The sequence below is a fragment of the Actinomadura darangshiensis genome (genome assembly GCF_004349235.1).
Taxonomy (GTDB): Bacteria; Actinomycetota; Actinomycetes; order Streptosporangiales; family Streptosporangiaceae; genus Spirillospora; species Spirillospora darangshiensis.
Map to the genome: position 1 here is coordinate 23458 of NZ_SMKY01000033.1, position 26415 is coordinate 49872.

Consider the following 26415-nt stretch of genomic DNA (forward strand, 5'->3'; position numbering starts at 1 on the left):
CGCTATTTCGTGACGTGCAGGATTCCGTGGGCGCCGGATTCGCCGTGGCGCATGTCGTGGTCGACGAAGGGGTAGTGGCCGGCTTCGGGGACGACGGTCTCGACGAAGCCGCCTTGGCCGGAGGCCAGGTCGAGGACCTGCGCACCGCCCGGGTCGCCCTTGCGCAGGAGGTAGGCGCCTTCCTTGTAGACGGTGTCGAACTGGGCGCCGACGATATGGAACGCGGTTCCGGAGGACGGGCCCGCGTCCACCACCCAGATCCGGACGCGGTCGCCGGCGCGGGCGGTCAGCGGGGCGTGGTCGTAGCCGGCGGCGCTGCCGTTGAACATCCAGGCGTCCGGGCGGCCGTCGCGCATCTTGGCGACCTGGGCGGACGAACCGGGCGTCCCCAGGTACAGCTCACCCTGGACGAGGACGTACTCACGGTCAGCGTGCGGCAGGTTCGGAGGATCGATGATGACGGCGCCGTACATCCCGTTGGCGATGTGCTGCAGCATCGGCATGGTCGAGCAGTGGTACAGCCAGGCACCGGCATGCTCGGCGCGGAACCGGTAGGTGAGGCGCTGCCCCGGCTGGATGGTGCGCATGGGGACGTCCGGGGCCAGTGACCCGGCGTGGAAGTCGATGCCGTGGCCCATCGTGGTGTCGTTGACCAGGGTGATGGTGAAGACGTCGCCGATCCTGCCGCGCAGAACCGGGCCCGGGACGGTGCCGCCGAACGTCCACATCGTCTGGCGGACGCCAGGGGCGACTCCCAGAACCCGATCCGTGGCATGCAGTTCCAGGCGGTGTTCCTTGGCGCCCGGTGCGGGCTTCACCGCCGCGTCGTAAGGCTTCCAGCCGGGCGACGGATGTGCCGTCAGGTCGAGTTGCCCGGCGCCCATCGATGGTGCGTGCGTCGTGTGCGCGTGCGTCGTGTCTGCGTGCGTTGTTCTGATCCGCATGGTCATCCCGGCCGCTCGGTGACCGGGCACCGTGCACCAGCCGTCGATCGTCCCGTTCACCGACGGCACCGTCAGCGTCGCCGACTCCCCCGGATCCAGCATCGGGGTCGCCTGGCCGGACTCCAGCCGCAGATCGTGCTGCATCGCGTCCTTGTTCGTGACCCGCAAGACCAGGCGGGTGCCCGGCGCGGCCTCGATCGTGCCTGGACGGATGCGCATGCCGACCAGGCTCACGTCCACCGCACGCGTCCCCGAGGCGGCGACGGTCTGAGGGGACGCCGAGTGGCCGCCGCCCACCGTCACCCCGACCGCCAGCGCGGTGAGAAGGACACCCGCGCTGACGCCCGCGACGACCGCGGACGGCCGGTGCGCACGCAGTATCGTCGCGACCGCCAGCAGGACGAACGCGGCCAGCGCGGCGAGAACGACGATCCACGCGGTGCGGGACGCCCACTCCGGCACCGGGAGCACGAGCAGCGGCACCGCGACGTTGATCGCGGCGACCCGGACCGGCCAGACGCGTTCGATCACGGCGGCGTTGGCCTTCAGCGCGGCCGGTCCGCCGCCCAGGACGACGGGCAACAGGAACGTGAGGGCGCCCAGCAGCGTCTGCCCCACGAAGCCGACCAGCACAAGCGCCAGCAGCCCGGAAAGGCTCTGCCGGGCCGCGTCCACGACCAGGACGACGGCGAACCAACCCGTCGAGGCGGCGAGCATCCACGACGCGGGCGTGTGCGGGCGGCGCTGACGCAACGTCCGGACGAAGGGCACGAGGGCCAGCGCGGCGGCGCCCGCGTACACCAGGAGGCCGGCGGCGACGACCCAGCGCAGCCCGGCGAGGAGTCCGCCGACCGCGAGCCCGAGCCCTGGCACGGCGAAGCGCAGGGACCAGCGCGCGATGCGCCCCGTCCCGTCCACCATGCGGGTGCGCAGGACGGTCGGCCACAGCGTGAACAGCGTGCCGAGCACCGCCAGGCCGACCCAGCCCAGGATGTTGACCTGCGCGTGCGCCGCGTGCATCCGCTCGTGCCAGCCGGACGGGACGCGCCCGGACGCCATCAGCCCGCCCAGCGTCCCACCGGTGATCAACGCGGCCCCGGCCCACAGGTACCAGGCGACGACGGGCGTGAAGCGCCCGCCCAGAGCGCCGCGCCCCCGCACGGCCAGCACCGTGATGTGCGCGGCGACGACGCCCACGACACCGGCCGCCCCGCCGGCGGCCAGAGCGGCGAACCCCTCCGAAACGCCGGCGAGCACCGCGACGATCGCCGCGTTCAGCACCCCCAGCCGCGCCATCGGCCACCAGTCCGGTGGCGCCGGAACGCGCAGCAGCGCGGACGCGAAGTGCTCGGTCCAGGTGACGATGGCGTTGGTGACCGCGCCCAGCAGGAACAGGTGGATCAGCAGCCAGCGCGGTTCCCCCTGAAAGACAGCGGCGGCGACGGTCAGCGTCAGCCAGACCAGCACCACCCCGTTGGCGACGGCATGCCACACGGACCGCGAGCGGCGCGGCGCGGGGGGCGGGCCCAGCTTCGGCCGCACACCGATGGACGTCATGACGGGTTCCTTCGCAGCAGGCGGGACGCGGCAACGGCGCACGCGCCGAAGAGCAGGAGCGACACCTCGCCCAGGACGCCACCGACCGTCCGCACAACGGCAACGGCGGACAGGTCGCCCACGGCACGCACGGCCAGCGAGGCGTGCAGCAGCGCGAGCGGGGCGTAGAGCAGCGGGTGGTACGGCAGCCGGATCCGCAGGACGGCGGGCAGGATCACCGGGGCGTGCCCGAACACCATCGACATCACGAAGCCGAGGAAGACGGCGTGCAGGGCGGCGTCGTACAGCCCGCCGCTGGACGGCCGTCCGGCGGCGAGCCAGATCGTCCCGGCGGCGGCGAGCCACAGGTATCCGGCGAGCAGGCAGGCGGCGGCGTAGCGGGGCAGGCCCGTCGAGCGGATCGTCCGGCGCGCGACGTCGTTGACCGCCAGCCATCCCGCGAGCGCGACCATGCCGAACCCGGCGAGGCGCCATCCCGCGTCCGGCCACCCGATGGACGCGGCCGCGCCCGCGAGGACCAGGCCCGCGGCACCCACCAGCCCGTCGGACACCCGGCGGCCGAGAAACGCGACGCGGGCGAGTTCGAGGCGCTCCCCCGCGATCGTGAGTACGAGGAACGCGGCGAGCCACGGGACGATGTCGCCGACCGTCCGGCCGCCGATCCACAGCAGCCCGCCGACGTACCAGGCGGCGGCGCCGGACGCCTGCACGGCCAGGTCACGTCCGAGCCGGCGGCCGAAGACGGCGATGTAGACCGCGACGAGCCAGCCGCCGGCGGCCGTCAGCAGCAGCCGTCCGGGCACCGGGAATCCGGCGGCGGTGGCGAGGGCGCCGGCAGCGGCGAGGGCCGGGGCGGCGTAGGCCCAGGGGCGTCCGAGCGCGACGGCGCGTTCGAGCGCGATCAGCGTGCCGAGGAAGCCGAGCGCCATCAGCGGGCCGTGCTGCTGCGCGAACGCCGTGCGCGGGTGCGGGACGGCGGCGTCCAGCAGGCCGAGTGCGCCCCACAGGCCGGCGGTGAGGGAGAGCAGCGCGCCGGCGAGCAGTGGGAGCCGGCGCGCCGCGATGCGGGGTGCGCCCGGGGGGTGGGCGGCGACCCCGATGACCCGATTCTCCATGCAATAGATTATAAATACAAGTAGCGTTGTAAAAAATAGCCCGGCACCAAGGAGTGCGCATGACCACATCGACCGCGAGCCCGCAGCAGGAGACCGTGCGGGCGATCCTCGACCACCACGAGCGGCTCGGCCGGACGATGGCCGACCACGCCCTCACCATCGCCCGCGCCGCCGACCGGCTCACCGCGCCCTACGACCGGCGCGACAAGCTCGCCGCGTTCTGCGCGGAGGAGGTCCTCCCCCACGCCGAGGCCGAGGAGCGCACGCTGTACCGGGCGGCGGAGGAACTGCCCGAGGCCGGGCTGCTGCTGCGCGCGATGCTGCGGGAGCACACCGTCCTGCGGGAGAAGGTCGCCGAGCTGGAGGCGGCGCGGACGCCCGGGGAGGCGGTCGGCGCGGCGGCGGCCCTCGACGCCCTGTTCCAGTCGCACCTCGCCAAGGAGAACGACCAGCTCCTGCCCGCCCTCGTGGACGCGGGCACCGACCTCGGCGCCCTCGTCGACGGAATGCACGAGATCCTGGGTCAGCCGGCCGGAGGCCATCACTGCACGTGCGGCGGGCACGACGACCCCGGCACGCCCGGCGCGACGGCCGAGCTCTCCGAAGACGGCGAGCTGGACGTCCGGACACTCGTCCCGGCGCAGCGCCACCAGCAGATCTTCGCCGCCTTCGGCGCCCTCGCCGCCGGGACGGCGTTCGTCCTGGTCAACGACCACGACCCGAAGCCGCTCTACTACCAGTTCGCCGCCGAGCACCCGGGCGAGTTCACCTGGGACTACGCGGAGCCGGGCCCGGAGGTCTGGCGCGTCCGCATCGGCCGCCCCTGACCCCTTCCCGAGACACGCCTGACGGCCGCGGCGCGGCGGCCGTCAGGCGTCCCTGCGCTTATCTGGGGTCGTAGGCGAGGTTGGGGGCCAGCCAGCGTTCGACTTCGGTGATCGGCAGGTCGACGCGGGTGGCGTAGTCCTCGACCTGGTCCTTGCCGATGCGGCCGACCGTGAAGTAGCGCGAGTCCGGGTGGGCGAAAATCAGGCCGCTGACGCTGGCGGCCGGGGCCATCGCGTACGACTCGGTGAGCTTCATGCCGAGGCGGCCCGCGTCCAGCAGGTCGAACAGGGTCTGCTTGAGGCTGTGGTCGGGGCTCGCCGGGTAGCCGAGCGCGGGGCGGATGCCGCGGAACCGCTCGGCGTGCAGGTCCTCCAGCGCGGGCTCGGCGCCGGGCTCGAACCAGGCGCGGCGGGCCTCCAGGTGGATGTACTCCGCGAACGCCTCGGCCAGCCGGTCGGCGAGGGCCTTGACCATGATGGCCTTGTAGTCGTCGTTCTCCTGCTCGTACTTCGCGGCGAGGTCCTCGGCGCCGAGGACCGTCACGGCGAAGCCGCCGAGGTGGTCGCCGGACGGGGCGACGTAGTCGGCGAGGCAGCGGTTCGGGCGGCCCTCCGGCTTGGACGTCTGCTGCCGCAGCATCGGGAAGCGGGCCTCGGGCAGGATGATGTCGTCGCCGGCGGAGTGCGCGGGCCAGAACCCGTACGCGCCGGACGCTTCGAAGGACCCGTCCGCGATGATCTGGTCGAGCAGCTCGTTGCCCTCGTCGAACAGCTCGCGCGCGACGGGCTGGTCGAGGATCGCCGGGTACTTGCCCTTCAGCTCCCAGGCCAGGAAGAAGAACTGCCAGTCGATCATCTCGCGGATCGCGGTCAGCTCCGGCCGGACGATCCGCACGCCCGTGAAGGCGGGGGCCGGGACGTCGCCGAAGCCGACCCGCTCCCGGTTGGCGCGGGCCTTCTCGATGGTGAGCACCGGGCGGCGCTGCTTGTTCTCGTGCTGCTCGCGGAGCCTGGCCTGCTCCTCCCGGTTGGCGGCGTCCAGCGCGGCGGCGCGGTCGCCGTCCAGCAGGTCGGAGACGACGCCGACGACGCGGGACGCGTCCAGGACGTGCACGGTCGTCGACTCGTAGGCGGGCGCGATCTTCACGGCGGTGTGCTGCCGGGACGTGGTGGCGCCGCCGATCAGCAGCGGCAGCCTCATGCCGCGCCGCTCCATCTCGGCGGCGACGGAGACCATCTCGTCCAGCGACGGGGTGATCAGGCCGGACAGGCCGATCGCGTCGGCGTCCTCCTCGACCGCCGTCTCCAGGATCTTCGCGGCCGGGACCATGACGCCGAGGTCGATCACGTCGTAGTTGTTGCAGCCGAGGACGACGCCGACGATGTTCTTGCCGATGTCGTGCACGTCGCCCTTGACCGTCGCGAGGACGATCTTGCCTTGGCCGCGGTCGCTCATGACACGGCCGGCCGCCAGCGCCTCCTGCTTCTCCTTCTCCATGAAGGGCTCCAGGTAGGCGACCGACCGCTTCATCGCGCGGGCGCTCTTGACCACCTGCGGGAGGAACATCTTGCCGGACCCGAACAGGTCGCCGACGACCTTCATGCCGTCCATCAGCGGGCCCTCGATGACGTCCAGCGGACGGGCGGCCTCGCGCCGGGCCTCCTCGGTGTCCTCCTCGATGAAGTCGACGATGCCGTGGACGAGGGCGTGCGACAGGCGCGCGGCGACAGGCGCCTCCCGCCAGGACAGGTCGACCTCGCGCTTGGTGGCCTCGCCCTTGACGTTCTCGGCGAACGACACGAGCCGGTCGGTGGCGTCGGGACGCCGGTCGAACAGGACGTCCTCGACGAGTTCGAGCAGGTCGGCGGGGATGTCCTCGTAGACGGCGAGCTGCCCGGCGTTCACGATGCCCATGTCCAGGCCGTTGCGGACGGCGTGGAGCAGGAACGCCGAGTGCATCGCCTCGCGGACGACCTCGTTGCCCCGGAACGAGAACGAGAGGTTGGAGATGCCGCCGCTGGTGCGGGCGCCGGGGCAGCGCTCCTTGATGAGCGGCAGCGCGTCGATGTACGCCTTCGCGTACCCGTTGTGCTCGGAGATGCCGGTCGCGACGGCGAGGACGTTCGGGTCGAACACGATGTCCTCGGCGGGGAACCCGGCCTCCCGCGTGAGCAGGTCGTAGGCGCGCCCGCAGATCTCCACCTTGCGCTCGGTCGTGTCGGCCTGGCCGGTCTCGTCGAACGCCATGACGACGACGCCGGCGCCGAAGTCGCGGATGCGGCGGGCCTGCTCCAGGAACGGGCCCTCGCCCTCCTTGAGCGAGATCGAGTTGACGACGCCCTTGCCCTGGACGGTCTTCAGCCCGGCCTCCAGCACGCTCCACCGCGAGCTGTCGACCATGATCGGGATGCGCGCCACCTCGGGCTCGGTCGCGATCAGGTTCAGGAACGTCGTCATCTCCCGCTCGCTGTCGAGCAGGTCGGCGTCCATGTTCACGTCGAGGAGGTTCGCGCCGCCGCGCACCTGGTCGAGCGCCACGTCCACGGCGGCCTGGTGGTCGCCGGCCTCGATCAGCTTGCGGAACCGCTTGGAGCCGGTGACGTTCGTCCGCTCACCGATCATGATGAAGCCGGTGTCGGCGCCGATCTCGAACGGCTCCAGGCCGCTGAACCGGCTCGCCTTCGCCGGCCGCGCGACCTCGCGCGGCGCCGTGCCCCGCACCGCCTCGGCGATCTTCGCGATGTGCGCGGGGCCCGTCCCGCAGCAGCCGCCGACGAGGTTGACCATGCCGGCGGAGGCGAACTCGCCGACCTTGGCGCTGGTCTCCTCCGGGGTCTCGTCGTAGCCGCCGAACGCGTTCGGCAGGCCGGCGTTCGGGTGGCTGGCGACGTAGGTGCCGGCGAGCCGCGCCAGCTCGGCGACGTGCGGGCGCATCTCGTCGGCGCCCAGCGAGCAGTTCACGCCCACGACCAGCGGCTCGGCGTGCTCGATGGACCGCCAGAACGCCCCGACGGTCTGCCCGGACAGCGTCCGGCCGGACAGGTCGACGATCGTCACCGAGATCCACAGCGGCAGCTCGGGCGCCACCTCCCGGGCGGCGGCGATCGCGGCCTTGGCGTTCAGCGTGTCGAAGATCGTCTCGATCAGCAGCAGGTCGACGCCGCCCTCGGCGAGCCCGCTGATCTGCTCGGCGTAGGAGTCCTTGACCTGGTCGAACGTGACGGCGCGGTAGGCGGGGTCCTCGACCCGCGGGGACAGCGACAGCGTGACGTTCAGCGGCCCGACCGAGCCGGCGACGAACCGTCCGCCGAACGCGTCGGCGGCCTGCCGCGCCAGCCGCGCGCCCGCCACGTTCATCTCGCGGACGAGGCCCTCCAGCCCGTAGTCGGCCTGGCCGATGCTCGTCGCGGTGAACGTGTTGGTCGTGGTGATGTCGGCGCCGGCCTCCAGGTACTGCCGGTGGACGTCGAGGACCACGTCCGGGCGGGTCAGGTTGAGGAGGTCGGGGTCGCCGGTGACGTCCTTCGGATGGTCGCCGCCGATGCGGTCGCCGCGGTAGTCGTCCGGCGTCAGGCCCGCTCCCTGGAGCATCGTGCCCCACGCGCCGTCCAGCACCGCGATCCGCTGCTCCAGCAGCTCGCGCAGTTTCGTCTGAGTCATATTCCCCGAGCACCTCCCATTTCACGTGGGAGGCGCCCTTGCGAAAGTCCGTGTCCCGGGCCGAGCGTGGCGGGCTCTCACCCGTTGCAGCGCCTCTCGGCCCGTACCGAGGCTACCTTCCCCGCCCCCGATGTGTCAGTCGCGTCCCATGATGCGAGCGAGGACCGGACCGTCACGGGCGCCATTGTTCTCGGTAGGCGGGGTGGGTCGCGTAAGGGAGGGCCAGGAGGCGGAGGACCGATTCGCGGACGGCCTGGGCGGCTTCGAGTTCCGGTGTCGCGTGGCCCTGGCCGATGATCCAGGACTGCTTCTCGTAGTCGTCCAGGATCTGGCGTCGGGCGGACACCTCGGCGAGGGTGCGGGACGGGTCGTGGCGCGCGATGTGCTCGGCGTACGCGTCGTTCTCCGCCGTCGACACGTAGGCGGGGTCGTCGGTGTCGGTGTTGACGGTGCCGGAGGGGTTCGCCTTCCAGGGGGCGCCGGAGCAGGCGCGGGCGATCTGCTCGTCCCTGTCCAGCCGGGCGCGGAGGAACTCCACCAAATCCATAGGGCCATCCTGCCCCGTGCGGGGGCGGGATGGCCCTGGCTGGATTCCGGCCGCTGGAATCAGGCGGCGCAGTTCCCGGTGGCGGGCTTGCCGGCGAAGCGGTCGGCGAGGAACGTCATCGCGTCCGGCTCGCTCCACAGCATGCCGGTGGCGTGCTCGGCGAAGGTGTAGGTCTTCCAGGTGACGTTGGCGCCCTTCGCGCACCACGCCTTGTGCAGGGTGTCGGCCTGCTCGAACGGGATGATCTCGTCGTAGACGGCCTGCGTCTGGAGGACGGGGGCGCTCGGGGCGGTGGAGCCGAGCTTGTTGGCGTTCAGGCGCGCCTGCCATTCCGGCGTGGCCAGCGGGTCACTGATGGTGTAGTCGCTGATGTGCTTGAACGCGGTCTGCAGCACCGTGGCGGGGCCGTCGAAGCTGACCAGGCACATGTTCTCGGCCTTCTTCAGCAGCTCGCGGCCGTTGTCGTTGAGGTACTTGTCCAGGTCGAGCTCGGGGTAGGCCGCGTCGTAGCCGACGGCCGCCATGAACATGAGCGCGATGAACGCGGAGCCGTCCAGGCTCTTGGCGACGGCGTGCAGGTCGGCCGGGACGCCGCCGGCGAACGTGCCCTTGACCGCGAGGTCCGGCGCGTACGACTTGGCGAGTTCCGCGGCCCAGCCGGCGGTCGTCCCGCCCTGGGAGTAGCCCGAGAGGCCGACCGGGCTGCCGGCGAGGCCGGCGTCCGGGAGGCGCTGCGCGGCCCGCGCCACGTTCAGCAGGGCCTTGCCCTGCGAGGTGCCGACCTCGTAGGTGTGCTGGCCGGGGGTGCCGAGCCCCTCCATGTCGGTGACGGCGACGGCCCATCCGCGGTTGAGGGCGTCCGCGATGAACAGCTCCTCGTAGTCCATGCCCTGGGTGAGGGTGTAGGACGGGGCGCACGCGTCGCCGAGTCCGCGCGTGCCGACGCCGTAGGAGACGAGGGGGCGCTTGCCCTGGCCGGTCCACGCCTTGGTCGGGACGAGGACCATGCCCGACACGGCGTTCGGCTGTCCCTGGGCGGTCTCCGACCGGTAGAGGACCTGCCAGGACTTGACGCCCTCGTAGGGCGAGTGGCTGATCGGGTCCATGGTGAACACCGCGGGACGCGACCGGACGACGTCGCCGGGGCCGCCGTCCGGGAGCGGGGACGGCGGCTTGTAGAACGGATCCTCGGCCGGGGTCGTGCTGTCCTGCGGCGCCGCGGCGGCGGTGCCCTGCAGGGTGGCCGCGGCGATGGCGATCCCCAGGCAGGACGCCACCGCGGTGCGCAGCACCCGGCGGACGGTGATGGACATGGCGGGTAACCCTTCGTCTGGCCCTGCCGTCGGCGTGACGGCTACCAGACGGTAACGTAATTAGACACTTACTCCAATGCGGCTGGGGACGCATCCGCGGCACCGGTTTTGTACCGTCCTGACAAAGCGCGGGCTTACCACCGGACGGGGAGCCGTGTCGGTCCTCTGACCAGGCTGGTCGTGCGCCACGGGACGTCCTCGGCAGGCACCGCCAGGGCGAGGTCCGGGAACTCGGCGAGCAGGACGGTCAGCGCTACCTCGGCCTCCAGGCGGGCCAGGCCGGCGCCGAGGCAGAAGTGCGCGCCGTGCCCGAAGGCGAGATGGGCGGGGCCGTCGCGGTCGGCGTCGAAGCCGTCGGGCTCGCCGAAGACCCCGGAGTCGCGGTTGGCCTCGGCGAGGAGGGGGAGCACCGTCTCCCCCGCCGCGACCGTGCCGGACGGCAGGTCGACGTCCCGCGTCGCCACTCGCGGGAGCGCGTAGAGGGCCGGGGTGTCGTGCCGGAGCAGCTCCTCGACGAGCCGCTCGGTCGGGGCGAGGCCCCGGTAGAGGCCCTCGCTGAGCAGGGTGAAGACGCCCGAGGCGATCAGGTTCGCCGTCGTCTCGTGGCCCGCGACGATGAGGTTCGAGGTCAGGCTGACGAGCTCGCGTTCGGAGAGGGCGTCGGAGCCGTCCCGGGCGGCGATCAGGTCGTCGAGGAGGGCCTCGCCCGGGTGCGCGCGGTGCGCGGCGAGGTGCTCCCGGATGTACGCGCGGAACTCCCGGCCCGCCTGCACCCTCTGCTCGGCGTCCGCGTCGGACATGCTCAGCATCGTGTCGGCCCAGACGCGGAACCGGTCGCGGTCGGCGTCCGGGATGCCGAGCAGCTCGCAGATCACGCGGACCGGCAGCGGGAACGCGAACTCGCCGACCAGGTCGGCCGGCGGCCCGGAGGCGGCCATCTCGCCGGCCAGCTCCCGGGTGATGGCGAGGACCCGCGGCCGCCGGCGCGCGATCCGGCGGGGCTTGAACGCGCCCGCGACGATGCGGCGGATCCGGGTGTGCTCCGGCGGGTCCATGTTCAGCAGCGAGTGCGGGTCGTCGCTGACGTCGCGGCCCCGCACCATCCGCTTGCCGTGGGCCCGCCGCATGTCCCGGCTGAACCTCGGGTCGGTCAGTACCTGGCGGACGTCGTCGTAGCGGCGCGCGGTCCTCATCGTGTCGCCGCTCGGGAGAGCGATCTCGTCGGTCATGGTTTCTCTCTAACACCGGCGCCGGGCCGCGCGGAATGGCGTCACCTCTTTATGGGCGTTGCCGCCGTGCGGCCCTTCCATGCGCCGCCTTGACCGGAACGGTGCCTGCGTGCGGAGTCAAGGGTCATCGCCGAATACATCAGGGCCACAAGTGGCAGGGCGAGGGCGCGCAGCGGCGACAGCCCGTAGAAGCGGAGCATCGGCGTGAAAGTGACCGCCATGATCAGCCAGGCGAGGGCTCCGGCGGCGAGAGCCGCGTCGTTCCCGGCGGCCAGGCCGGCGATCGTCGCGGCGGGCGGGACCGCGTAGAGGAGGAGCAGGCCGAGGACGGTGCCGGCGAGCAGGGCGGGCGAGTAGCGGAGCTGGTGGTAGGCGCTGCGGGCGATCATCGTCCAGAGGTCGGCGAGGCGCGGGTAGGGGCGGCGGCTGACCACGTCGCGGCTCAGGTCGAGGCGGCAGCGCCCGCCCGCGCGCTTGATGAGGCGTCCCATCGCCACGTCGTCGATCAGCGCGTCGTGGATCGCGGCCAGGCCGCCCGCGCGCTCCAGGACCTCGCGGCGGACGAGCATGCAGCCGCCCGCCGCCGCGGCGGTGCGCGACCCGTCGCGGGTGACGCGGCGGAACGGGTAGAGCTGGGCGAAGAAGTACACGAAGGCCGGGACGACGACCCGTTCCCAGCGTGTCGCGGTGTTGAGCGTCGCCATCTGCGAGACCAGGTCGCGGTTCTCGGCGGCGGCCACGCGCACGAGCGTCTCGACGGTGCCGGGCTCGTAGGCGATATCGGCATCGGTGAAGAGGAGGAATTCCGGCTCGCCCGCGGCTTGGACGCCTTCCGACATCGCCCAGACCTTGCCCGCCCATCCCGCGGGACGTTCCGCCGCGGCCACGATCTCCAGGTCGCCCAGGCGCGCGGCCGTTTCCGCGGTGCCGTCGCTGCTTCCGTCATCGACCAGGACCACGCGGAAACGGCCCGGATACTTCTGGGCGAGCAGCGTCGGCAGCGTCTCCGGCAGGACGGCCGCCTCGTCCCGGGCCGGCACCACGGCCACGACCTCGGGCCATTCGCTCGGCTCCGGCGCTTCCGGCAGCCCGGGGCCGGTCAGCCAGAAACCGCCGTGGCCGAATGCCAGGTACAGCCATCCCACCAGAGCCGCCAGCGCCAGAACGCTCAGGACCACCACGTCCGGCAGCGTCGCACCGCACCGGCCCGCCCGTCCAACACGCACGTCACCCCAGCGCGCCGGACGCCGCGCGCTAAAGTCACGCGGATGGACGAGGTCCTCTGGAAGGCGGCCGCCAAGCTGCGTGGTTCGGTGGACGCGGCGCAGTACAGGGACTTCGTTCTCGGGCTCGTCTTCCTCAAGTACGTGTCGGACTCGTCCGCCGACGGGGCGCTGTGGGCGGGCCTCGGCTCCGGAGACGGAACGGTCGGCGAACGGGTCGACGCGGCGATGGACGCGGTCATGCGGGCCGACCCTTCGCTCGACGGTGTGCTGCCGCAGATCTTCACGAGGATCGACCAGCGGCGGCTCGCCGAGCTCGTCGCGCTGATCGGCGGGGTGCGGTTCGGCGGGAAGTCCGCGCGGGACGTCTTCGGCGAGGTCTACGAGTACTTCCTGGAGAAGTTCGCGCGGGCCGAAGGCAAGCGGGGCGGCGAGTTCTATACGCCGTCCTGTGTCGTCAGCCTGCTGGTCGAGGTCCTCGAACCGTTCAAAGGGCGCGTCTACGACCCGTGCTGCGGATCGGGCGGCATGTTCGTGCAGGCGGAGAAGTTCGTCCTGAGCCATCGGGGGCGGCTGGACGACATCACCGTCTACGGGCAGGAGGCGAACGAGCGCACGTGGCGGCTCGCGAGGATGAATCTGGCCGTTCACGGAATGGCCGGCGACATCCGGTCCGCCGACACGTTCTTCGAGGACGCGCATCCCGGGCTCCAGGCGGACAACGTGCTGGCCAATCCGCCGTTCAACATGTCGGACTGGTACCGGGACGGCGGCGACCCGCGCTGGCGGTACGGCGTCCCGCCGGCCGGGAACGCCAATTTCGCGTGGATGCAGCACATCGTCGCCAAGCTCGGCCCGCGCGGTCGTGCGGGCGTCGTGATGGCGAACGGCTCCATGTCGTCCCGGCAGTCGGCCGAAGGCGCGATCCGCGCGGCACTCGTGGAAGCGGACCTGGTGTCGTGCGTGGTGGCGCTGCCGGACCGCCTTTTCCGCACCACCCCGATCCCCGCGTGCCTGTGGTTCTTCGACAAGGACAAAAGGACGCCGGGCCGCGTCCTGTTCATCGATGCCCGCGACATGGGCACGATGGTCGACCGCACCGAACGGATCCTCACCGGCGACGACATCGCCCTGATCGCAGGCGCATACCGCTCCTGGCGCGGTCACGGCCATTCGGACGCGCCCGGGTTCAGCTACTCCGCGAGTCTGGACGAGATCAGGTCGCACGACCACGTCCTCACGCCCGGCCGCTATGTCGGCGCACGTCAGGCGGACACCGGGGACGAACTCGCCTCCGACAGGGTCGAGCGGCTCACCAAGGAACTCTTCACGCATTTAGAGGAGTCGGCGCGCCTCGACCAGGTCGTCCGGGCGGAACTCGGGCGTTTGAATGGCTGACGGGAACGTCCCGCTGGCCGACCTCGTCACGTTCTCGAACGGCCGCTCCCAGTCTGCCGAGGGAACGGCTTACAGCACATTCGGTGCCAACGGCGTCATCGGCACGTCGGGCGAGTTCAACGCCGAACGCGACACCGCCATCATCGGACGCGTCGGGTCGTACTGCGGCGCCGTGCATTACAGCCCCGACCGATGCTGGGTCACCGACAACGCCATCGTCGCCACGGCGAAACAGGACGTGAACCCCCGCTACGTCTACTACCTGCTCAAGCGGCTCGGCCTGAACCGGTACCGCATCGGGTCAGGGCAGCCGCTGCTCACCCACGGAATTCTGAATCGGCTCACCGTCCCGCGGTTGACCAGGGCGGAGCAGGATTCCGTGGCCGCCGCGCTCGGCGCCCTCGACGACAAGATCGCCGTCAACGGCCGCATCGCCGCGTGCGGCGACGCGCTGATCCGCGCCCGCTACGGGGAAACGGCGCCCACGTCCCGGATACCGATCGGCGAACTCGGCGACCTCGCCCGCACGAGCGTGCCGTCCCACCTGATCGGCCGGGACGAGAACTACATCGCACTGGAGCACATGCCGAAACGGCACATGTGGCTTCCGGCCTGGACTTGCGCGTCCGGTGTCATCAGCACGAAAAGGCGCTTCGTGGCGGGCGACATCCTCTTCGGCAAGCTCCGCCCCTATTTCCACAAGGTCGGCCTCGCCTTCGTGGACGGTGTCGCATCGACGGACATCCTCGTCGTCCGTCCGAAAGAGCCCGACTACCGCGGCTGGCTGCTCGCCGCCTTGTCGAGCGACGAAGTCGTGGCGCACGCCTCCGCCGTCGGCGACGGCACGAGGATGCCGCGCGCCAACTGGGCCGACATCGCCGCGTTCGCAGTCCCCTGGCCCGGCGAGGGGGAGGCCCGGAGATTCAACGAGTTCGCGGCGACGCTGGCGCGCCGGGTGGAAGCCGCCGCGTCCGAGAGCAGAACCCTGGCCGACCTGCGGGACACGCTCCTGCCGAAGCTGATCCCCTGATGACGCGGCGCGTGAACTTACGGGGGATTCGGCGCGATCTAAAGCGGCATGTCGCGATCATGGATGGGCCTCGGCGGGCGGGAGATCACCCGGACGCGCGCGCTGACCTTGGGCGGCGGGCTGCTCGCCGTGCTGCTCGCCGTCCTCGTGGTGGTCAAGGTGGCCGGGTCCGGCGGCGAACCGCTGCCGGACGGCGAGAAGCGGCCGGAACCGATGGCGTTCAGCGACAAGCCGCTGTGGGACGAGCACAAGCTCGGCATGGGGAACGTCGACGGCGTCGAGCTGCGCGGTGACGTCGCCATCGTCGCCGGGGACATCGAGCCGACGGGCTTCCGGCTGGCCGTGGTGGACGTCCGCACCGGCGCCCCCCGCTGGGTCGTGGACGACGGCCACCCGCTCAAGGGCGGCGACGGCGCCATCGCGGACGCCGAGCCCGGCAACCCTCCCGAGTCGGTGCGGGACGCTCTGGGGAAGCCCATCGTGTACGGCGACGGCGACGACTGGACGGTCCTCGTCCAGTACAGGAAGGGCGAGTCGGACAAGGAGTCGGAGTTCGGGGTCGCGGCGCTCTCCGGACGGGATGGAACGGTCCGATGGATGCGCCCGCTCGTCCGGCCGAAGCCCGACGGGGACGGGAAGCAGCGGCTGGACTTGCTCACGGCGGACTCCAACGTCGTGCTGGCGAGCGTGCAGGCGTCGAACGAGGCCGATCCCCGGACGGTCGCGCTCGACCCGTCGTCCGGCCGCGAGCTGTGGCGGCACGAAGGCGGCTGGGCTTACCGGATCGCCGGCGGCCTGGTCCTCGGTCAGACGGCCGGGGACAAGCCGTCGTCGGCGAAGCTCGAAGGCGCCGGCGTGTTCGCGCTGGACGCGAAGAGCGGCCGGCAGCAGTGGAATCTCCAGAACGCCCGGCTGCAGGCGGTCGCCGGAGGGACGGCCCTCATCCGGGTGAGCGAGAAGCAGCAGGGCCGGTCCTACGACGAGGAGCGGACGGTCGTGACCGACACCGCGACCGGCCGTCCGGCCGGGAAGTCCCCCAAGAGCGAGGCGCTCCGGTTCGTCTACGGCTGCGCGGACGACGGACGCGCGCTCATCGCCTGCGCCGGCTCGGACGGCGACCTGGTCACGATCCGGTCCGGCAAGCACGGCGAACCCTTCACCACTGGAAGGCAGCCGTTCGGCGAGGACGCCACACCCGGGGTCGACCTGGTCCGGGACGACCGGATCTTCGTCACCCGCGCCCCCCGCTCGATTGTCGTGGACCGGGCGGGCAACCAGCTCGGCGACGCGCTGCCCGGTGCCGCCCTGGCGGTGTCGGACCGGGCCGCCGCGTTCCAGGTGCACCGCAAGGGGACGTCCGGAAAGGACGGGCTCGTCGTGCACGCGGCGGCCGTCGGCAGGCAGCCGGCGGTGCCGCCCGGTCCCGCCGAGGCGGCCTTTCAGCCGCCCCGGATCGACGCGGCACCGCTGTGGACGGCCACGACCGGCAAGCTCCCCGCGCCGAGCCCGGCCGAGGACACCGGGATGAGCTCGCTGATCGGCGTCGAGCTGGCCGGGGACGCGGTCGTCTACACCGGCTCGGCACGCGACGGCGACCACGTCACCAAGCAGGTCGCCGCCGAGGCCGCCACGGGCAAGGTGCGCTGGTCGGTCCAGGACGGCACGCCGCTGGGCGGCGGGATCAAGGCGGACTACGTCGGCGTCCCCCGCATCGTGAACGCGGGCGGGGAACGGCTGTCGCTCGTGACCTACGAGGCGTCCGGAGACGAGCAGGGCGTCGCGGCACTCTCACTCGACGACGGCAAGGTCCGCTGGAAGAAGCGGATGCTGACCGGGGACGGCTACGTCTACCTGGACGAGGCCGGCGACGAGACGTTCGCCGTCACCGTCTCGCGGTCCGGCTCGTCCGGCAAGGAGACGGTCGTGTACGCGACCGGGACGCGCCGGGAGCTGTGGCGCGAACGCGAGGTCAAGGCCGTGGGCGTCGGCGGCAACCTGGTTCTCGCCGCCAAGACCGAGCAGGCCGGGAACTGGTCCGTGCGACATGTCGACCTCATCGCCTACGGGGCGTCGGACGGCGAGAAGCGCTGGAACCTCGCCAAGCGGTACCCGGAACCCGAACTCCTCTACGACGGAGGCGGCAAGACGGTCGTCGTGGGAACGGCCGAGGGCGGCGCCGTCCTCGACCGGGCCACCGGACGCGAGCTGGCCGCGACGAGCACCCACCTGACCCGATGCGACGGGGACGGCGACGCGTTCATCGTCTGTACCGCGGGGATCGGCCAGAGTGGTCGCAGCTCCGCCGAGCGGGCCGTGACCGTGCGGACCACCGGCGGCGGCACGAAGATCAACGACCTGCTGGAGACCGGCGACCTCACCCGCTACGGCGCGGCCGGGAACGGGTTCGCCGCCGTCCGGCCGCCTGCGCAGGACGAGCCCGCCGCGTACTTCTGGCTGGACGGCGAGGGGCGGCGGCTCGCCGCGAACCTCCCGGGCAGGCCGGCGGAGATCGGCGGCGGCTACGCCGTCCTCATGCCGCCCCCGACCGACGTGATCAGCCGTGCCGCGTCGAGCTTCACGGTCCACCGCACGCGGGGATGACACGCGGCGGGTGGCGGATCTTGGACGGTGCGTGACGGCGCGCAGGGTGCGGCAAGGCCCTTGCATGCGCGCAAGCGTCGGTGACCGATCCGCGCGGGCTGCGTCAGAGTGTGTGTCGTCTCACTACCACGTCCGATACCGACCAGGCCGAAGAGCACATGTTCGCTTACAGCCCGACACGGAGACGTGAAACCAACGCCGCCATGAACGCATCAGACGCGTGGTCCGGGGCACCCGTGCTGGTCCCCGCGCCCGCCCCCTCGCTGGAGGCCGGACTCCCGTCCGCCTGGAACAACGGCAAATCGTCCGGGCGCCTGATCGGCGAGATCGACCTCGCCGCCACGCCGCCCGCCGTCCGGCTCGCCCGGTCCTACGTCCGCGAGCTCGTCGGCCAGCACTTCGGCGCCGACCGGTCCGAGCTCGGCGACCTCGAACTGCTGACCAGCGAGGCCATGACGAACTCGGTGCTGCACGCGCGGCCGCGCCGGGACGGGACGGTCATGCTGTCGGTCCTGCACGTCGACCGGTACGTCCGGGTCGAGGTCACCGACGGCGGTGCCGCGCCCGGCCGGCCGCGGGCGGCCGACGAACCGCTGCCCGCGGGCGGCCGCGGGCTCGCCCTGATGAAGGCGCTCGCCACCGACTTCGGCACCGGCCGCGGCAGGAACGGGACGTCCACGTTCTGGTTCGGGGTGGGCGTCCGGGAGGGATGGCGGCTGCCGTGACCCCGGGGTCGACGCTGAGCCCGGCCCACCGGGCCGGGCCCGGGGCTCCGGCCGTCGGCGTCGCCCGGATGTGCAACTACTTCCTCGGCGGCAAGGACAACTACGCGGCGGACCGCGCGTTCGCCGAGCGGGTGCTGCGCAGTTGCCCGATCGTGCCGCGGCTCGTCCAGGCGAACAGGGGCTTCCTGGACCACGCCGCCGCGCTGCTCGCCGGGGAGGCCGGACTGCGGCAGTTCGTCGACATCGGCTGCGGGCTGCCCGCCGACGACAACCTCGGCGACATCGTGCGGCGCACCGATCCGGCCTGCCGCGTCGCCTACGTCGACAACGACCCGATGGTGCTCGCGCACGCGCGGGCGCTGCTCGCCGTCGACGCGGGCACGGGCGCGTTCGCCGGGGACGTCCGCGACCCCGGCGCGCTGCTCGCCGACCCCGGGCTGGGGCGGCTGATCGACTTCGGCGCGCCCGCCGCGGTGTTCCTCATCGGCGTCCTCGACTTCATCGCCGACGAGGACGATCCGCGGGGCGTCGTGGAAGCGCTTGCCGAAAGGCTGGCCCCGGGCAGCCACGTGGTGATCACCCACGCGGAGCGGTCGGCGGCGCTGGACCCGCTCTCCGGGCCCCGGCAGCCGGTCGACACGCCGTTCCGGCCGCGCGGCGCCGAGGAGATCGCCGGGATCTGCCGGAGCCTGCGCATGATCGGCCGCTACCCCGCCCGGCTGCCGCTCCTCGCGGACGGCGCCGTCCACATCGCGAGCCCGCTGCCGCTCATCGGCTGCATCGGGCGCGTCCCAGGGTGACCGCCGGCCATGCCCACCGTGCTTCTCACTCACCGGCCGCCCCGGACGCCCGGCGCTTCGCTACGATCGGACCGTCAGCAACTGCCACCTGTAGGGCGACCGATGACAGCGGACGGCGAGCCGAAGTCCCTTTCCGACATCACCAGGGACATGGGACTCAACATGTCCGACGTCGCTGCCTTCTCCGGGCTCGACGAGAGCACGGTCTTCCGGCTCTGGGACAACGTGGAATGGCTCGACCGGGTCAGCGGACGGTCGCTGCAGAGCCTCATGTCGTCCGTCCCGGGAATCGCCGAGTACTCGATGGCGCACGCCGTCCGGAAACGGCGCGACGAACTCGTCACCGACCTGCACGGCGAGGGGCTCACCGTCGACCTGACCGCCCTTGAGGGGTCGGCCGTAGCGCAGCAGCACCTGCTGAACGCGCTGGAGGCGGCGCTGCACATCATGCGCGGCCAGGCGACGCAGAAGACGTCCTCGTTCATCGCCCGGTTCTGGGGCCGCGAGCAGGACATCGCCCTTTCCGCGCTCTACTCCCCCGACACCGGCCACGGCCTGCTCGAAGACCCGCAGAAGCTCTTCGACTCGTCCATCGAACTGGCCCCCCGGCTCAACCGCAAGACCTACTCGTTCCACTCGATCCTGGCGCTGAACATCCTCACGCACCAGGTCAGCAAGGTGACCGGCGCGCTGGAGGCCGACCTCGGCTTCGAGGTGCCCGGACGGCAGGCCGCGTTCATGATGCGCGGCGTCGTGATGGGCTCGCTGATCGGCTCCGACGACTTCGAGCTGGCGGAGCGGTACCGCCGGGAGCTGGACGCGACGCCCGTGTACGCGGCCCTTGAGGAATGGTCGTTCCCCACCTACACCAGAGACGGCCGGATCAGCAGCGACTTCACCCTTCCGAGCTCCCTTTCGCTGCGCAACACGGCCACCGAGGTACTGCGCGAGATCGCGGCCTACAACGACGCCTACCTGTACTACCTGGTGTCGACGTACATTCCGCTGGCGATGCAGCGCGACCCCGCGTTCGGCGGGCGGGTTCCCGAGCTGATCCAGGCCCTCGAACTGCGCGGGGCCGGGTGCCGGGACAAGAGGATCAGGCAGACCTGCAACACCCTGGTGCGACGGCTCAGGGGCCTCGCCTGAGCCAGGATCTTTTGAAGAATGGGGAGCCGGTGGAAGACACGGCGCAAGCCATCGCGAAACTGACGCGTGAGCGGTGGGAGGCGAACGCGCAGTACTGGGTCAAGGTCATCAGGGAGCGGCGCGACCGGTACCGGACCGAACTGACCGACGCCGCCGTCCTGGACGCGGTCGGCCCCTGCGCGGGGCAGCGCGTCCTGGACGCCGGCTGCGGCGAGGGCTACCTCTCCCGCAAGCTCGCCTCCATGGGCGCGGACGTGACGGGCGTCGACGCGGCGCAGGGCCTGATCGACGCGGCGGCGTCCCACCCGTCCCCGGAGGGGAAGGCCGCGTTCACCCGCGCCAGCGTCGAGGACCTGCCGCTGGAGGGCGACCAGTTCGACCTGGTCCTCTGCAACCACCTGTTCAGCCACTTGCAGGACCCGACCCGCGCGATCGGCGAGTTCGCGCGGGTCCTCAAGAGCGGCGGGCGGCTGATCCTGCTGACCCTGCACCCCTGCTTCTACGTGGAGAACGCCGAGCAGGGGGCGTCGAACAGCGTCCCGGCGTCGCGCTACTTCGCCTCGCGCGGGATCGACCAGCGCTTCCTGGTGGACGGCCTGGAATCCCCTTCGATGATCACAAGCTGGCTCCGGCCGCTGGAGTACTACGCTGGAACGCTCCGAGACGCCGGATTCGTCATCGCGGACCTCCGCGAACCGCACCCGACGGAAGAGCAGCTGCGGGACGACCCGTGGTGGCGCAAGGGCTTCCCCACGGCCATGTTCATGCTCCTGATCGCGGAGCGCCGCTAACCTCGTCGGCATGGAGGACCTGCCGGACGGGCTCGCCGGGCATCCGGACCGGCTGCGGTGGAACGCCAAGTACTCGGACGCCGCCGCCAAGCCGCCGCACGCCCACCCGCTGGCCGAGCGGGCCCTGTCGCTCGGATTCCCGGACGGCCCGGTGCTCGACCTGGCGTCCGGCCCGTCCGGCAGCGCCCTGCTGGCCGCCGAGGCGGGCCGCGCCGTGACGGCCGTCGACATCTCCGAGATCGCCCTGGACCGCCTGTCAGCAGAGGCGCGCAAGCGCGGCCTCACACCACTGATCACGACTATGCAAGCCGACCTAACCGACTGGCAACCGGACGCCCTCGGCTACGCCCTCATCCTGTGCACCGGCTTCTGGGACCGCGCTGTATTCGAGCGCGCGGCCGGGGCCGTCCTCCCCCACGGCCTCCTGGCCTGGGAGGCATTCGCAGAGGAAGCCCGACGAGACCGCCCGCACCTCCCGGCCGAATGGTGCCTCAACCCAGACGAGCCCGCATCGCTACTCCCGGACGACTTCACCGTCCTCGACGAGACTGACACCAACGGCAAACGCCGCTTCCTCGCCCGTTCCGAGCGCTAGTCGAGGTCGACGACGATTGGGGCGTGGTCGGAGGGGCCCTTGCCCTTGCGGGCCTCGCGGTCTACGTAAGCTGCCGTGACTCGCTGGGCCACGGTCTCGCTCGCATAGAAGAGGTCGATGCGCATGCCCATGTTCTTGTGGAAGGCGCCGGCCCGGTAGTCCCAGTAGGTATAAGGGTGCGGGCCCTTCATGGGGGTCGGGACGACGTCGTGGAGGCCGAGGGCGCGGAGTTCGGCGAGCGCTTGGCGTTCGGCGGGGGTGACGTGGGTGGAGCCGACGAATACAGCCGGGTCCCAGACGTCCTCGTCCGTGGGGGCGACGTTGTAGTCGCCGCATGCGACCAGTGGTGTCCCGTCGGCGAGTTCGGCGCCGAGGGCGTCGCGGAGGGCCGCGAACCAGGCGAGCTTGTAGGTGTAGTGCGCCGAGTCCGGCGTGCGGCCGTTCGGGGCGTACAGCGACCAGACCCGCACGCCGCCGCAGGTGGCGCCGATCGCGCGGGGTTCGGGCGTCAGCAGGACGGGCTCGGTCAGCTTCGTCTGCTCTTCCGCTTCGCCCTCGTAGGCGGGCTGGCCGGGGAAGCCGTTGGAGACGTCCTCGATGCCGACCCGTGAAAGGACGGCGACGCCGTTCCACCGGCCGTCGCCGTGCGCGGCCGTGGCGTAGCCGAGTTCCTCCACGTCGGCCGCGGGGAACTGGTCTGCGCGGCACTTGGTCTCCTGGAGGCAGACGACGTCCGGCCTCGTCTCGTCCAGCCAGGAGAGGAGGCGCGGAAGCCGTGCCTTGACGGAATTGACGTTCCACGTCGCAAGGCGCATCCCCCCAGCCTGCCATCCGGGGCGTCGGGGCGTGAGTCATCGGCCGAGCGGGGATATCCTGGCGGCTTCTCCTGTCCCCTGCCAGATGGCTCCGCACATCGTGTGTGACCGGTAGATTGCGGGTCGGCCTCCTTTGCACGGTTTTCACGCTGCGCTTAGCCCGGCCCTGGAAGGGTGGTCACGTTCGTGGTGTCGTCGAACCCGGAGCGAGTGAGGAAACATGTCCGAGGATGACAAGCCCCGGGGCAAGCCGGCGGTCAAGGCGAAGATCCCGAACGCCCAGAACATCCGCAGCCCGGAGTTCACCCCGCACGGCATCAGCGCCGGGCGCGGCAGCGGGCTGAACCGGCCGTCCGGGCCGTCCGGGCTGACCGCCAAGGACGCCAAGAAGCGCCGGCTGATGATCGCCGCCGGGATCGTGGTCGCCGCGCTGGTGGTCTCCGGCGGCGTGTACTGGTGGGTCAACCGGCCCGATCCCGTGGTCGAGGTGACCGGCAAGTTCGCGTCCGAGCCCAAGGTCAAGATCCCGACCAAGCTGGCGCCGACCAAGTCGCTCAAGGTGAGCACCCCGATCAAGGGCTCCGGCCCCGCGGCCGCCGAGGGCGACACCGTCTTCGTCCAGTTCGCCACCTACAAGTGGTCGAAGGACAAGGACGAGGACAACTCGCGTGTGAAGAGCACCAGCGAGAAGGTGCGCTCGTCCTACGAGGAGCAGCAGCAGCAGGGCGCGCAGGGCGGCGGCCCCATGAAGCTCCAGGTCGGCAAGAGCGGCCTCAAGAACATCGACAAGAGCCTGGTCGGCAAGACCGCCGGCAGCCGGATCGTGCTGCAGCTCCCGCCGTCCAAGGAGCTCACCCAGCTCAGCCCGCAGCAGATCACCGCCAAGGACGCGATCCTGTTCGTCATGGACATCCAGGCCGTCGTCCCGAAGGACCAGAAGCCGCAGGGCACCGAGCAGAAGCTGGACGACAAGTCGCTGCCCAAGGTCGAGGACAAGGGCGCCGGCAAGGAGCCCAAGGTGACGATCCCCGACGAGGACGCGCCCGGCAAGCTCCAGGCGAAGACCCTCGTCCAGGGCAACGGGCCGGCGCTGGCCAAGGGCGACGAGGCCGTCGTCAACTACACGGGCAAGATCTGGAAGTCGGGCGACAAGTTCGACTCCAGCTGGGACAACAAGCAGCCCGCCACGTTCCCGATCGGCCTCGGGCAGACGATCCCGGGCTTCGACAAGGGCCTCACCGGCGTGAAGGTCGGCAGCCGCGTGCTGCTCGTCCTGCCGCCGGACGAGGGCTACGGCAAGAAGGGCAGCCCGCCCAAGATCAAGGGCGACGACACCCTGGTCTTCGTCGTGGACATCCTCGCCAAGGTCTACAAGTGAGCTGACCGAGACGCGACCGCGCGAGCGCGAGCGGCGGGCACCCGGCCGGGTTCCCGCCGCTCGGCGTTTCCGGGAACCGGGCAGATGCGACTTCCGTCACGACAACCTGAGAGGCCGATTGCCCGTCCTCCTAATGGGAGGCCATGGGATGCGCATTGGGCGGACGGCGCACGGATCCCCTCACGGTATCGTCGGTAACGCAATAATCACGGGGGGCTTGTGAGCGACAGCGAAAAGGTTCCGGAGGGCACGGAGCCCGCCGGGACGGGCGAGGCGGACCGCGACGACACCGAGGCCGGGACGCCGGCCGGCGCGGACGGTCCGGCGACCACCACGCTGGCCACGGACACCGCACCAGAAACCGAAGAATCCGCCCAGGACGCAGAAACCGCTCAAGACGCAGAATTCACCCACGAGCGCGACATATCTCAGAACGACGACAAGAGCCCCGGGGCGACCGGCGGCGCGGGGGACGAGCCCGAAACGCGCGAGCCGGATAACGCCCCCGGCGAGTCCGAAATGCCCGCCGATGAGGCGGTAGAGGCGAAAGCGGCCGCCGAGCCGCCGGCGTCCGGTGGTGTCGGAGGGCCGGCGACGGGTGATACCAAGACCATGCCCGCCGTCTCGTCCAAACGCTCAGTGCCGAAACGCGCAGGGCCGCCGCCGGGCGGTGGTCCCCCGCGCGGCGGAGGCGGTGGCGGCGGCAAGGGCCCCGGGAAGCCGCCGCGCAGCCGCAGGGCGCGGCTCCTGCGCCGGACGCTGTTCGCGCTGCTCGGCTTCATCGGGTTCTGCGTCGTCGCGTTCGGCATCGCGTACCTGTTCACGCCGGTCCCGTCGCCCCAGGAGCAGGCGGTCGCGCAGGGCCCGATCTTCTACTACTCCGACGGCAAGACGCAGATCGCCAAGACCGGGGTGAACCGGGACGCGGTCAAGCTCGACCGGATCCCCGAGAGCACCCGCGACGCGGTGATCGCGGCGGAGAACCGCAGCTTCTACGACGACCCCGGGGTGTCGGTCCAGGGCACGACGCGTGCGGTCTGGTCCACGGTCACCGGCAAGCAGTTGCAGGGCGGCTCGACGATCACGCAGCAGATGGTCCGCAACTACTACGGCGGCATCGGCAAGGAGCGCTCGGTCACCCGCAAGCTCAAGGAGGTCATGGTCTCCCTGAAGGTCGGCCGGGAGAAGGACAAGGACTGGATCCTTGAGCAGTACCTCAACACCATCTTCTTCGGGCGGGACGCCTACGGGGTGCAGGCGGCCGCGCACGCCTACTACGACAAGGACGTCTCGCAGCTGACGGCCGCGGAGGGCGCCTACCTCGCCGCCGCGATCCAGCAGCCGAGCAACTTCGCCGACCCGTCGGGCGGGCAGCGCGCCCACGCCGAGCAGCGCTGGCGCGCGGTCGTGAACAACATGGTCCGGGACGGCGCGGTCAGCTCCGCCGAGGCGGCCTCGATGAAGTTCCCGGTGCCCGGCAAGCAGAAGATCACCGACGTCCTCAAGGGCCAGAAGGGCTACATGGTCAATGTGGCCAAGAAGGAGCTCACCGAGCGCCGCGGCTACAGCGAGGACGAGATCAACCGCAGCGGCCTGAAGATCACCACGACGTTCGACAAGCGGCTGATGGACTCGCTGAAGCGGTCCGTCGCGCAGAACGAGCCCGACGGGATGAGCAAGAAGATCCGCACCGGCGCGGTGTCGGTCGACCCGTCCACCGGGCAGGTGCTCGCGTTCTACGGCGGCCGCGGCTACCTGGAGGAGGCGCTGAGCAGCGCGTTCGGGGACTGGGCGCAGGCCGGGTCCGGGTTCAAGCCGATCGCGCTCGCCACCGCCCTCGACCAGGGGAAGTCGCTCGCCACCACCTACGACGGCAGCTCCCCGCAGTACTTCGCCGGCTCGGACATCCACAACGACAGCAACGAGAACTTCGGGATGGTGAACCTCGTCACCGCCACCGAGCACTCGATCAACACCGCCTACGTCAACCTCGGCCAGGACGTCGGCACCGAGAAGATCGCCGAGATGGCCGAGAAGATGGGCATCCCGGCGTCGCAGATGAAGCCGGCGCAGCGGAACGCCGCCACGTTCCCGCTCGGCATCGTGTCGCTGCATCCCGTCCAGCAGGCGGGCGTGTACTCGACGTTCGCGTCCGAGGGCACGCACCGGACGCCGTTCGTGGTCAAGTCCGTCACCGACAACGAGAACAACAAGCGGACGTTCACCGAGAAGGGCGACCGGGCGTTCAGCAAGCAGACCGCGCGGGACGCCACCTACGCGATGCAGAAGGTCGTGCAGGGCGGCACCGGCACCGGCGCCCAGCTGCCCGACGGCCGCGACGTCGCCGGCAAGACCGGCACCACCGACAAGGGCCGCGCGATCTGGTTCAACGGGTTCATCCCGCAGATGGCGACGAGCGTCGCGATGTTCCGCAGCGACGGCAAGCCGCTGAACATCCCCGGCTACGGCGCGTACGGCGGCCAGCTGCCCGCGCAGGTCTGGCGTTCCTACATGTCGGACGCGGTGAACATCATGAACTACGAGCCCGAGTCGTTCGGGTCGCCCTCGATGACGCCTGGCGGCGGCTGGGGCGGGCCGACGCGCAACACCCCGCCCGACGGTTCGGAGGGGCCGGGCAGTTCCGGGCCCGCGACGCCGCCCACCGACTCCCCCGAGATCCCGACGCCGCCGACCGGCCTGCCGACCAATCTCCCGAC

At 71.4% G+C, this 26415-nt stretch carries 19 protein-coding genes and 1 riboswitch; of the genes, 11 read left to right on the top strand and 8 right to left on the bottom strand.

The features are described 5' to 3' along the window. Positions 1-2 precede the first annotated feature (2 nt). Entirely contained in the window at positions 3-2501 is a 2499-nt protein-coding gene (locus tag E1293_RS10430) for a multicopper oxidase domain-containing protein (RefSeq protein ID WP_132196376.1), read from the bottom strand. Further along, complete coding sequence (locus E1293_RS10435) at positions 2498-3616, bottom strand: hypothetical protein (RefSeq protein WP_132196378.1); 1119 nt, start codon at positions 3614-3616, stop codon at positions 2498-2500. The genes E1293_RS10430 and E1293_RS10435 overlap by 4 nt, the downstream gene beginning before the upstream one ends. A gap of 59 nt (positions 3617-3675) precedes the next feature. On the opposite strand from E1293_RS10435, the gene E1293_RS10440 reads away from it, so the two are divergent. Next, on the top strand, positions 3676-4443 hold the full coding sequence (locus E1293_RS10440) for a DUF2249 domain-containing protein (RefSeq protein ID WP_132196380.1): 768 nt from the start codon (positions 3676-3678) through the stop codon (positions 4441-4443). Positions 4444-4501: 58 nt separating this feature from the next. On the opposite strand, the gene metH is transcribed toward E1293_RS10440, so the two are convergent. The 5 genes from metH to E1293_RS48545 form a co-directional block, all read right to left on the bottom strand. Next, complete coding sequence (metH, locus tag E1293_RS10445; RefSeq protein WP_132196382.1) at positions 4502-8104, bottom strand: methionine synthase; 3603 nt, start codon at positions 8102-8104, stop codon at positions 4502-4504. A gap of 23 nt (positions 8105-8127) precedes the next feature. Beyond that, a riboswitch (S-adenosyl-L-homocysteine riboswitch) is annotated at positions 8128-8208 on the bottom strand. A gap of 68 nt (positions 8209-8276) precedes the next feature. Next, positions 8277-8651, bottom strand: coding sequence for a DUF6221 family protein (locus E1293_RS10450; RefSeq protein WP_132196384.1), 375 nt, complete (start codon positions 8649-8651; stop codon positions 8277-8279). 59 nt (positions 8652-8710) lie between these two features. Then, entirely contained in the window at positions 8711-9964 is a 1254-nt protein-coding gene (locus E1293_RS10455) for a lipase family protein (RefSeq protein WP_132196386.1), read from the bottom strand. 134 nt (positions 9965-10098) lie between these two features. After that, positions 10099-11193, bottom strand: coding sequence for a cytochrome P450 (locus tag E1293_RS10460; RefSeq protein WP_132196388.1), 1095 nt, complete (start codon positions 11191-11193; stop codon positions 10099-10101). Between the two features lie 41 nt (positions 11194-11234). Then, on the bottom strand, positions 11235-12419 hold the full coding sequence (locus E1293_RS48545) for a glycosyltransferase (protein WP_243716141.1): 1185 nt from the start codon (positions 12417-12419) through the stop codon (positions 11235-11237). A 42-nt stretch (positions 12420-12461) separates the two neighbouring features. Between E1293_RS48545 and E1293_RS48550 the strand changes: the two genes are divergently transcribed. The 8 genes from E1293_RS48550 to E1293_RS10500 all read left to right on the top strand — a co-directional run bounded on the left by E1293_RS48550 (position 12462) and on the right by E1293_RS10500 (position 21505). After that, positions 12462-13814 carry a type I restriction-modification system subunit M gene (locus E1293_RS48550; RefSeq protein WP_132196392.1) on the top strand — a complete coding sequence of 451 codons (1353 nt, stop codon included), beginning with the start codon at positions 12462-12464 and terminating at the stop codon, positions 13812-13814. Further along, entirely contained in the window at positions 13807-14844 is a 1038-nt protein-coding gene (locus E1293_RS10475; protein WP_132196394.1) for a restriction endonuclease subunit S, read from the top strand. Before E1293_RS48550 ends, E1293_RS10475 begins: the two co-directional genes overlap by 8 nt. Before the next feature lie 48 nt (positions 14845-14892). Then, complete coding sequence (locus tag E1293_RS10480; protein ID WP_132196396.1) at positions 14893-17445, top strand: outer membrane protein assembly factor BamB family protein; 2553 nt, start codon at positions 14893-14895, stop codon at positions 17443-17445. 203 nt (positions 17446-17648) lie between these two features. After that, positions 17649-18170, top strand: a complete 522-nt coding sequence (locus E1293_RS10485; RefSeq protein WP_165978165.1) for an ATP-binding protein — start codon at positions 17649-17651, stop codon at positions 18168-18170. Beyond that, positions 18155-18970, top strand: coding sequence for an SAM-dependent methyltransferase (locus E1293_RS10490; protein ID WP_132196400.1), 816 nt, complete (start codon positions 18155-18157; stop codon positions 18968-18970). Before E1293_RS10485 ends, E1293_RS10490 begins: the two co-directional genes overlap by 16 nt. A gap of 162 nt (positions 18971-19132) precedes the next feature. Further along, on the top strand, positions 19133-20119 hold the full coding sequence (locus E1293_RS47350) for a hypothetical protein (RefSeq protein ID WP_165978166.1): 987 nt from the start codon (positions 19133-19135) through the stop codon (positions 20117-20119). A gap of 29 nt (positions 20120-20148) precedes the next feature. After that, positions 20149-20910 carry a class I SAM-dependent methyltransferase gene (locus E1293_RS10495; protein WP_165978167.1) on the top strand — a complete coding sequence of 254 codons (762 nt, stop codon included), beginning with the start codon at positions 20149-20151 and terminating at the stop codon, positions 20908-20910. A 10-nt stretch (positions 20911-20920) separates the two neighbouring features. Beyond that, the gene (locus tag E1293_RS10500) at positions 20921-21505 is read left to right on the top strand and encodes a methyltransferase domain-containing protein (protein WP_132196404.1); all 585 of its coding nucleotides are present in this window, start codon (positions 20921-20923) and stop codon (positions 21503-21505) included. Here E1293_RS10500 and E1293_RS10505 read toward each other — a convergent pair. Then, complete coding sequence (locus tag E1293_RS10505; protein ID WP_132196406.1) at positions 21502-22320, bottom strand: exodeoxyribonuclease III; 819 nt, start codon at positions 22318-22320, stop codon at positions 21502-21504. The two genes, E1293_RS10500 and E1293_RS10505, sit on opposite strands and share 4 nt — an antisense overlap. A 220-nt stretch (positions 22321-22540) precedes the next feature. Between E1293_RS10505 and E1293_RS10510 the strand changes: the two genes are divergently transcribed. Together E1293_RS10510 and E1293_RS10515 are read left to right on the top strand one after the other, a co-directional pair. Beyond that, complete coding sequence (locus tag E1293_RS10510) at positions 22541-23698, top strand: FKBP-type peptidyl-prolyl cis-trans isomerase (protein WP_132196408.1); 1158 nt, start codon at positions 22541-22543, stop codon at positions 23696-23698. A gap of 219 nt (positions 23699-23917) precedes the next feature. Continuing rightward, positions 23918-26415: transglycosylase domain-containing protein (locus E1293_RS10515; protein ID WP_132196410.1), on the top strand; the 2498-nt coding region annotated here is incomplete at its 3' end.

Excerpts from the sequence above, each read along its gene's own strand:
- E1293_RS10430 (WP_132196376.1), bottom strand. The coding sequence starts at position 2,501 with ATGACGTCCATCGGTGTGCGGCCGAAGCTGGGCCCGCCCCCCGCGCCG.
- E1293_RS10435 (WP_132196378.1), bottom strand. The coding sequence starts at position 3,616 with ATGGAGAATCGGGTCATCGGGGTCGCCGCCCACCCCCCGGGCGCACCC.
- E1293_RS10440 (WP_132196380.1), top strand. The coding sequence starts at position 3,676 with ATGACCACATCGACCGCGAGCCCGCAGCAGGAGACCGTGCGGGCGATC.
- metH (WP_132196382.1), bottom strand. The coding sequence starts at position 8,104 with ATGACTCAGACGAAACTGCGCGAGCTGCTGGAGCAGCGGATCGCGGTG.
- E1293_RS10450 (WP_132196384.1), bottom strand. The coding sequence starts at position 8,651 with ATGGATTTGGTGGAGTTCCTCCGCGCCCGGCTGGACAGGGACGAGCAG.
- E1293_RS10455 (WP_132196386.1), bottom strand. The coding sequence starts at position 9,964 with ATGTCCATCACCGTCCGCCGGGTGCTGCGCACCGCGGTGGCGTCCTGC.
- E1293_RS10460 (WP_132196388.1), bottom strand. The coding sequence starts at position 11,193 with ATGACCGACGAGATCGCTCTCCCGAGCGGCGACACGATGAGGACCGCG.
- E1293_RS48550 (WP_132196392.1), top strand. The coding sequence starts at position 12,462 with ATGGACGAGGTCCTCTGGAAGGCGGCCGCCAAGCTGCGTGGTTCGGTG.
- E1293_RS10475 (WP_132196394.1), top strand. The coding sequence starts at position 13,807 with ATGGCTGACGGGAACGTCCCGCTGGCCGACCTCGTCACGTTCTCGAAC.
- E1293_RS10480 (WP_132196396.1), top strand. The coding sequence starts at position 14,893 with ATGTCGCGATCATGGATGGGCCTCGGCGGGCGGGAGATCACCCGGACG.
- E1293_RS10485 (WP_165978165.1), top strand. The coding sequence starts at position 17,649 with ATGAACGCATCAGACGCGTGGTCCGGGGCACCCGTGCTGGTCCCCGCG.
- E1293_RS10490 (WP_132196400.1), top strand. The coding sequence starts at position 18,155 with ATGGCGGCTGCCGTGACCCCGGGGTCGACGCTGAGCCCGGCCCACCGG.
- E1293_RS47350 (WP_165978166.1), top strand. The coding sequence starts at position 19,133 with ATGTCCGACGTCGCTGCCTTCTCCGGGCTCGACGAGAGCACGGTCTTC.
- E1293_RS10500 (WP_132196404.1), top strand. The coding sequence starts at position 20,921 with ATGGAGGACCTGCCGGACGGGCTCGCCGGGCATCCGGACCGGCTGCGG.
- E1293_RS10505 (WP_132196406.1), bottom strand. The coding sequence starts at position 22,320 with ATGCGCCTTGCGACGTGGAACGTCAATTCCGTCAAGGCACGGCTTCCG.
- E1293_RS10510 (WP_132196408.1), top strand. The coding sequence starts at position 22,541 with ATGTCCGAGGATGACAAGCCCCGGGGCAAGCCGGCGGTCAAGGCGAAG.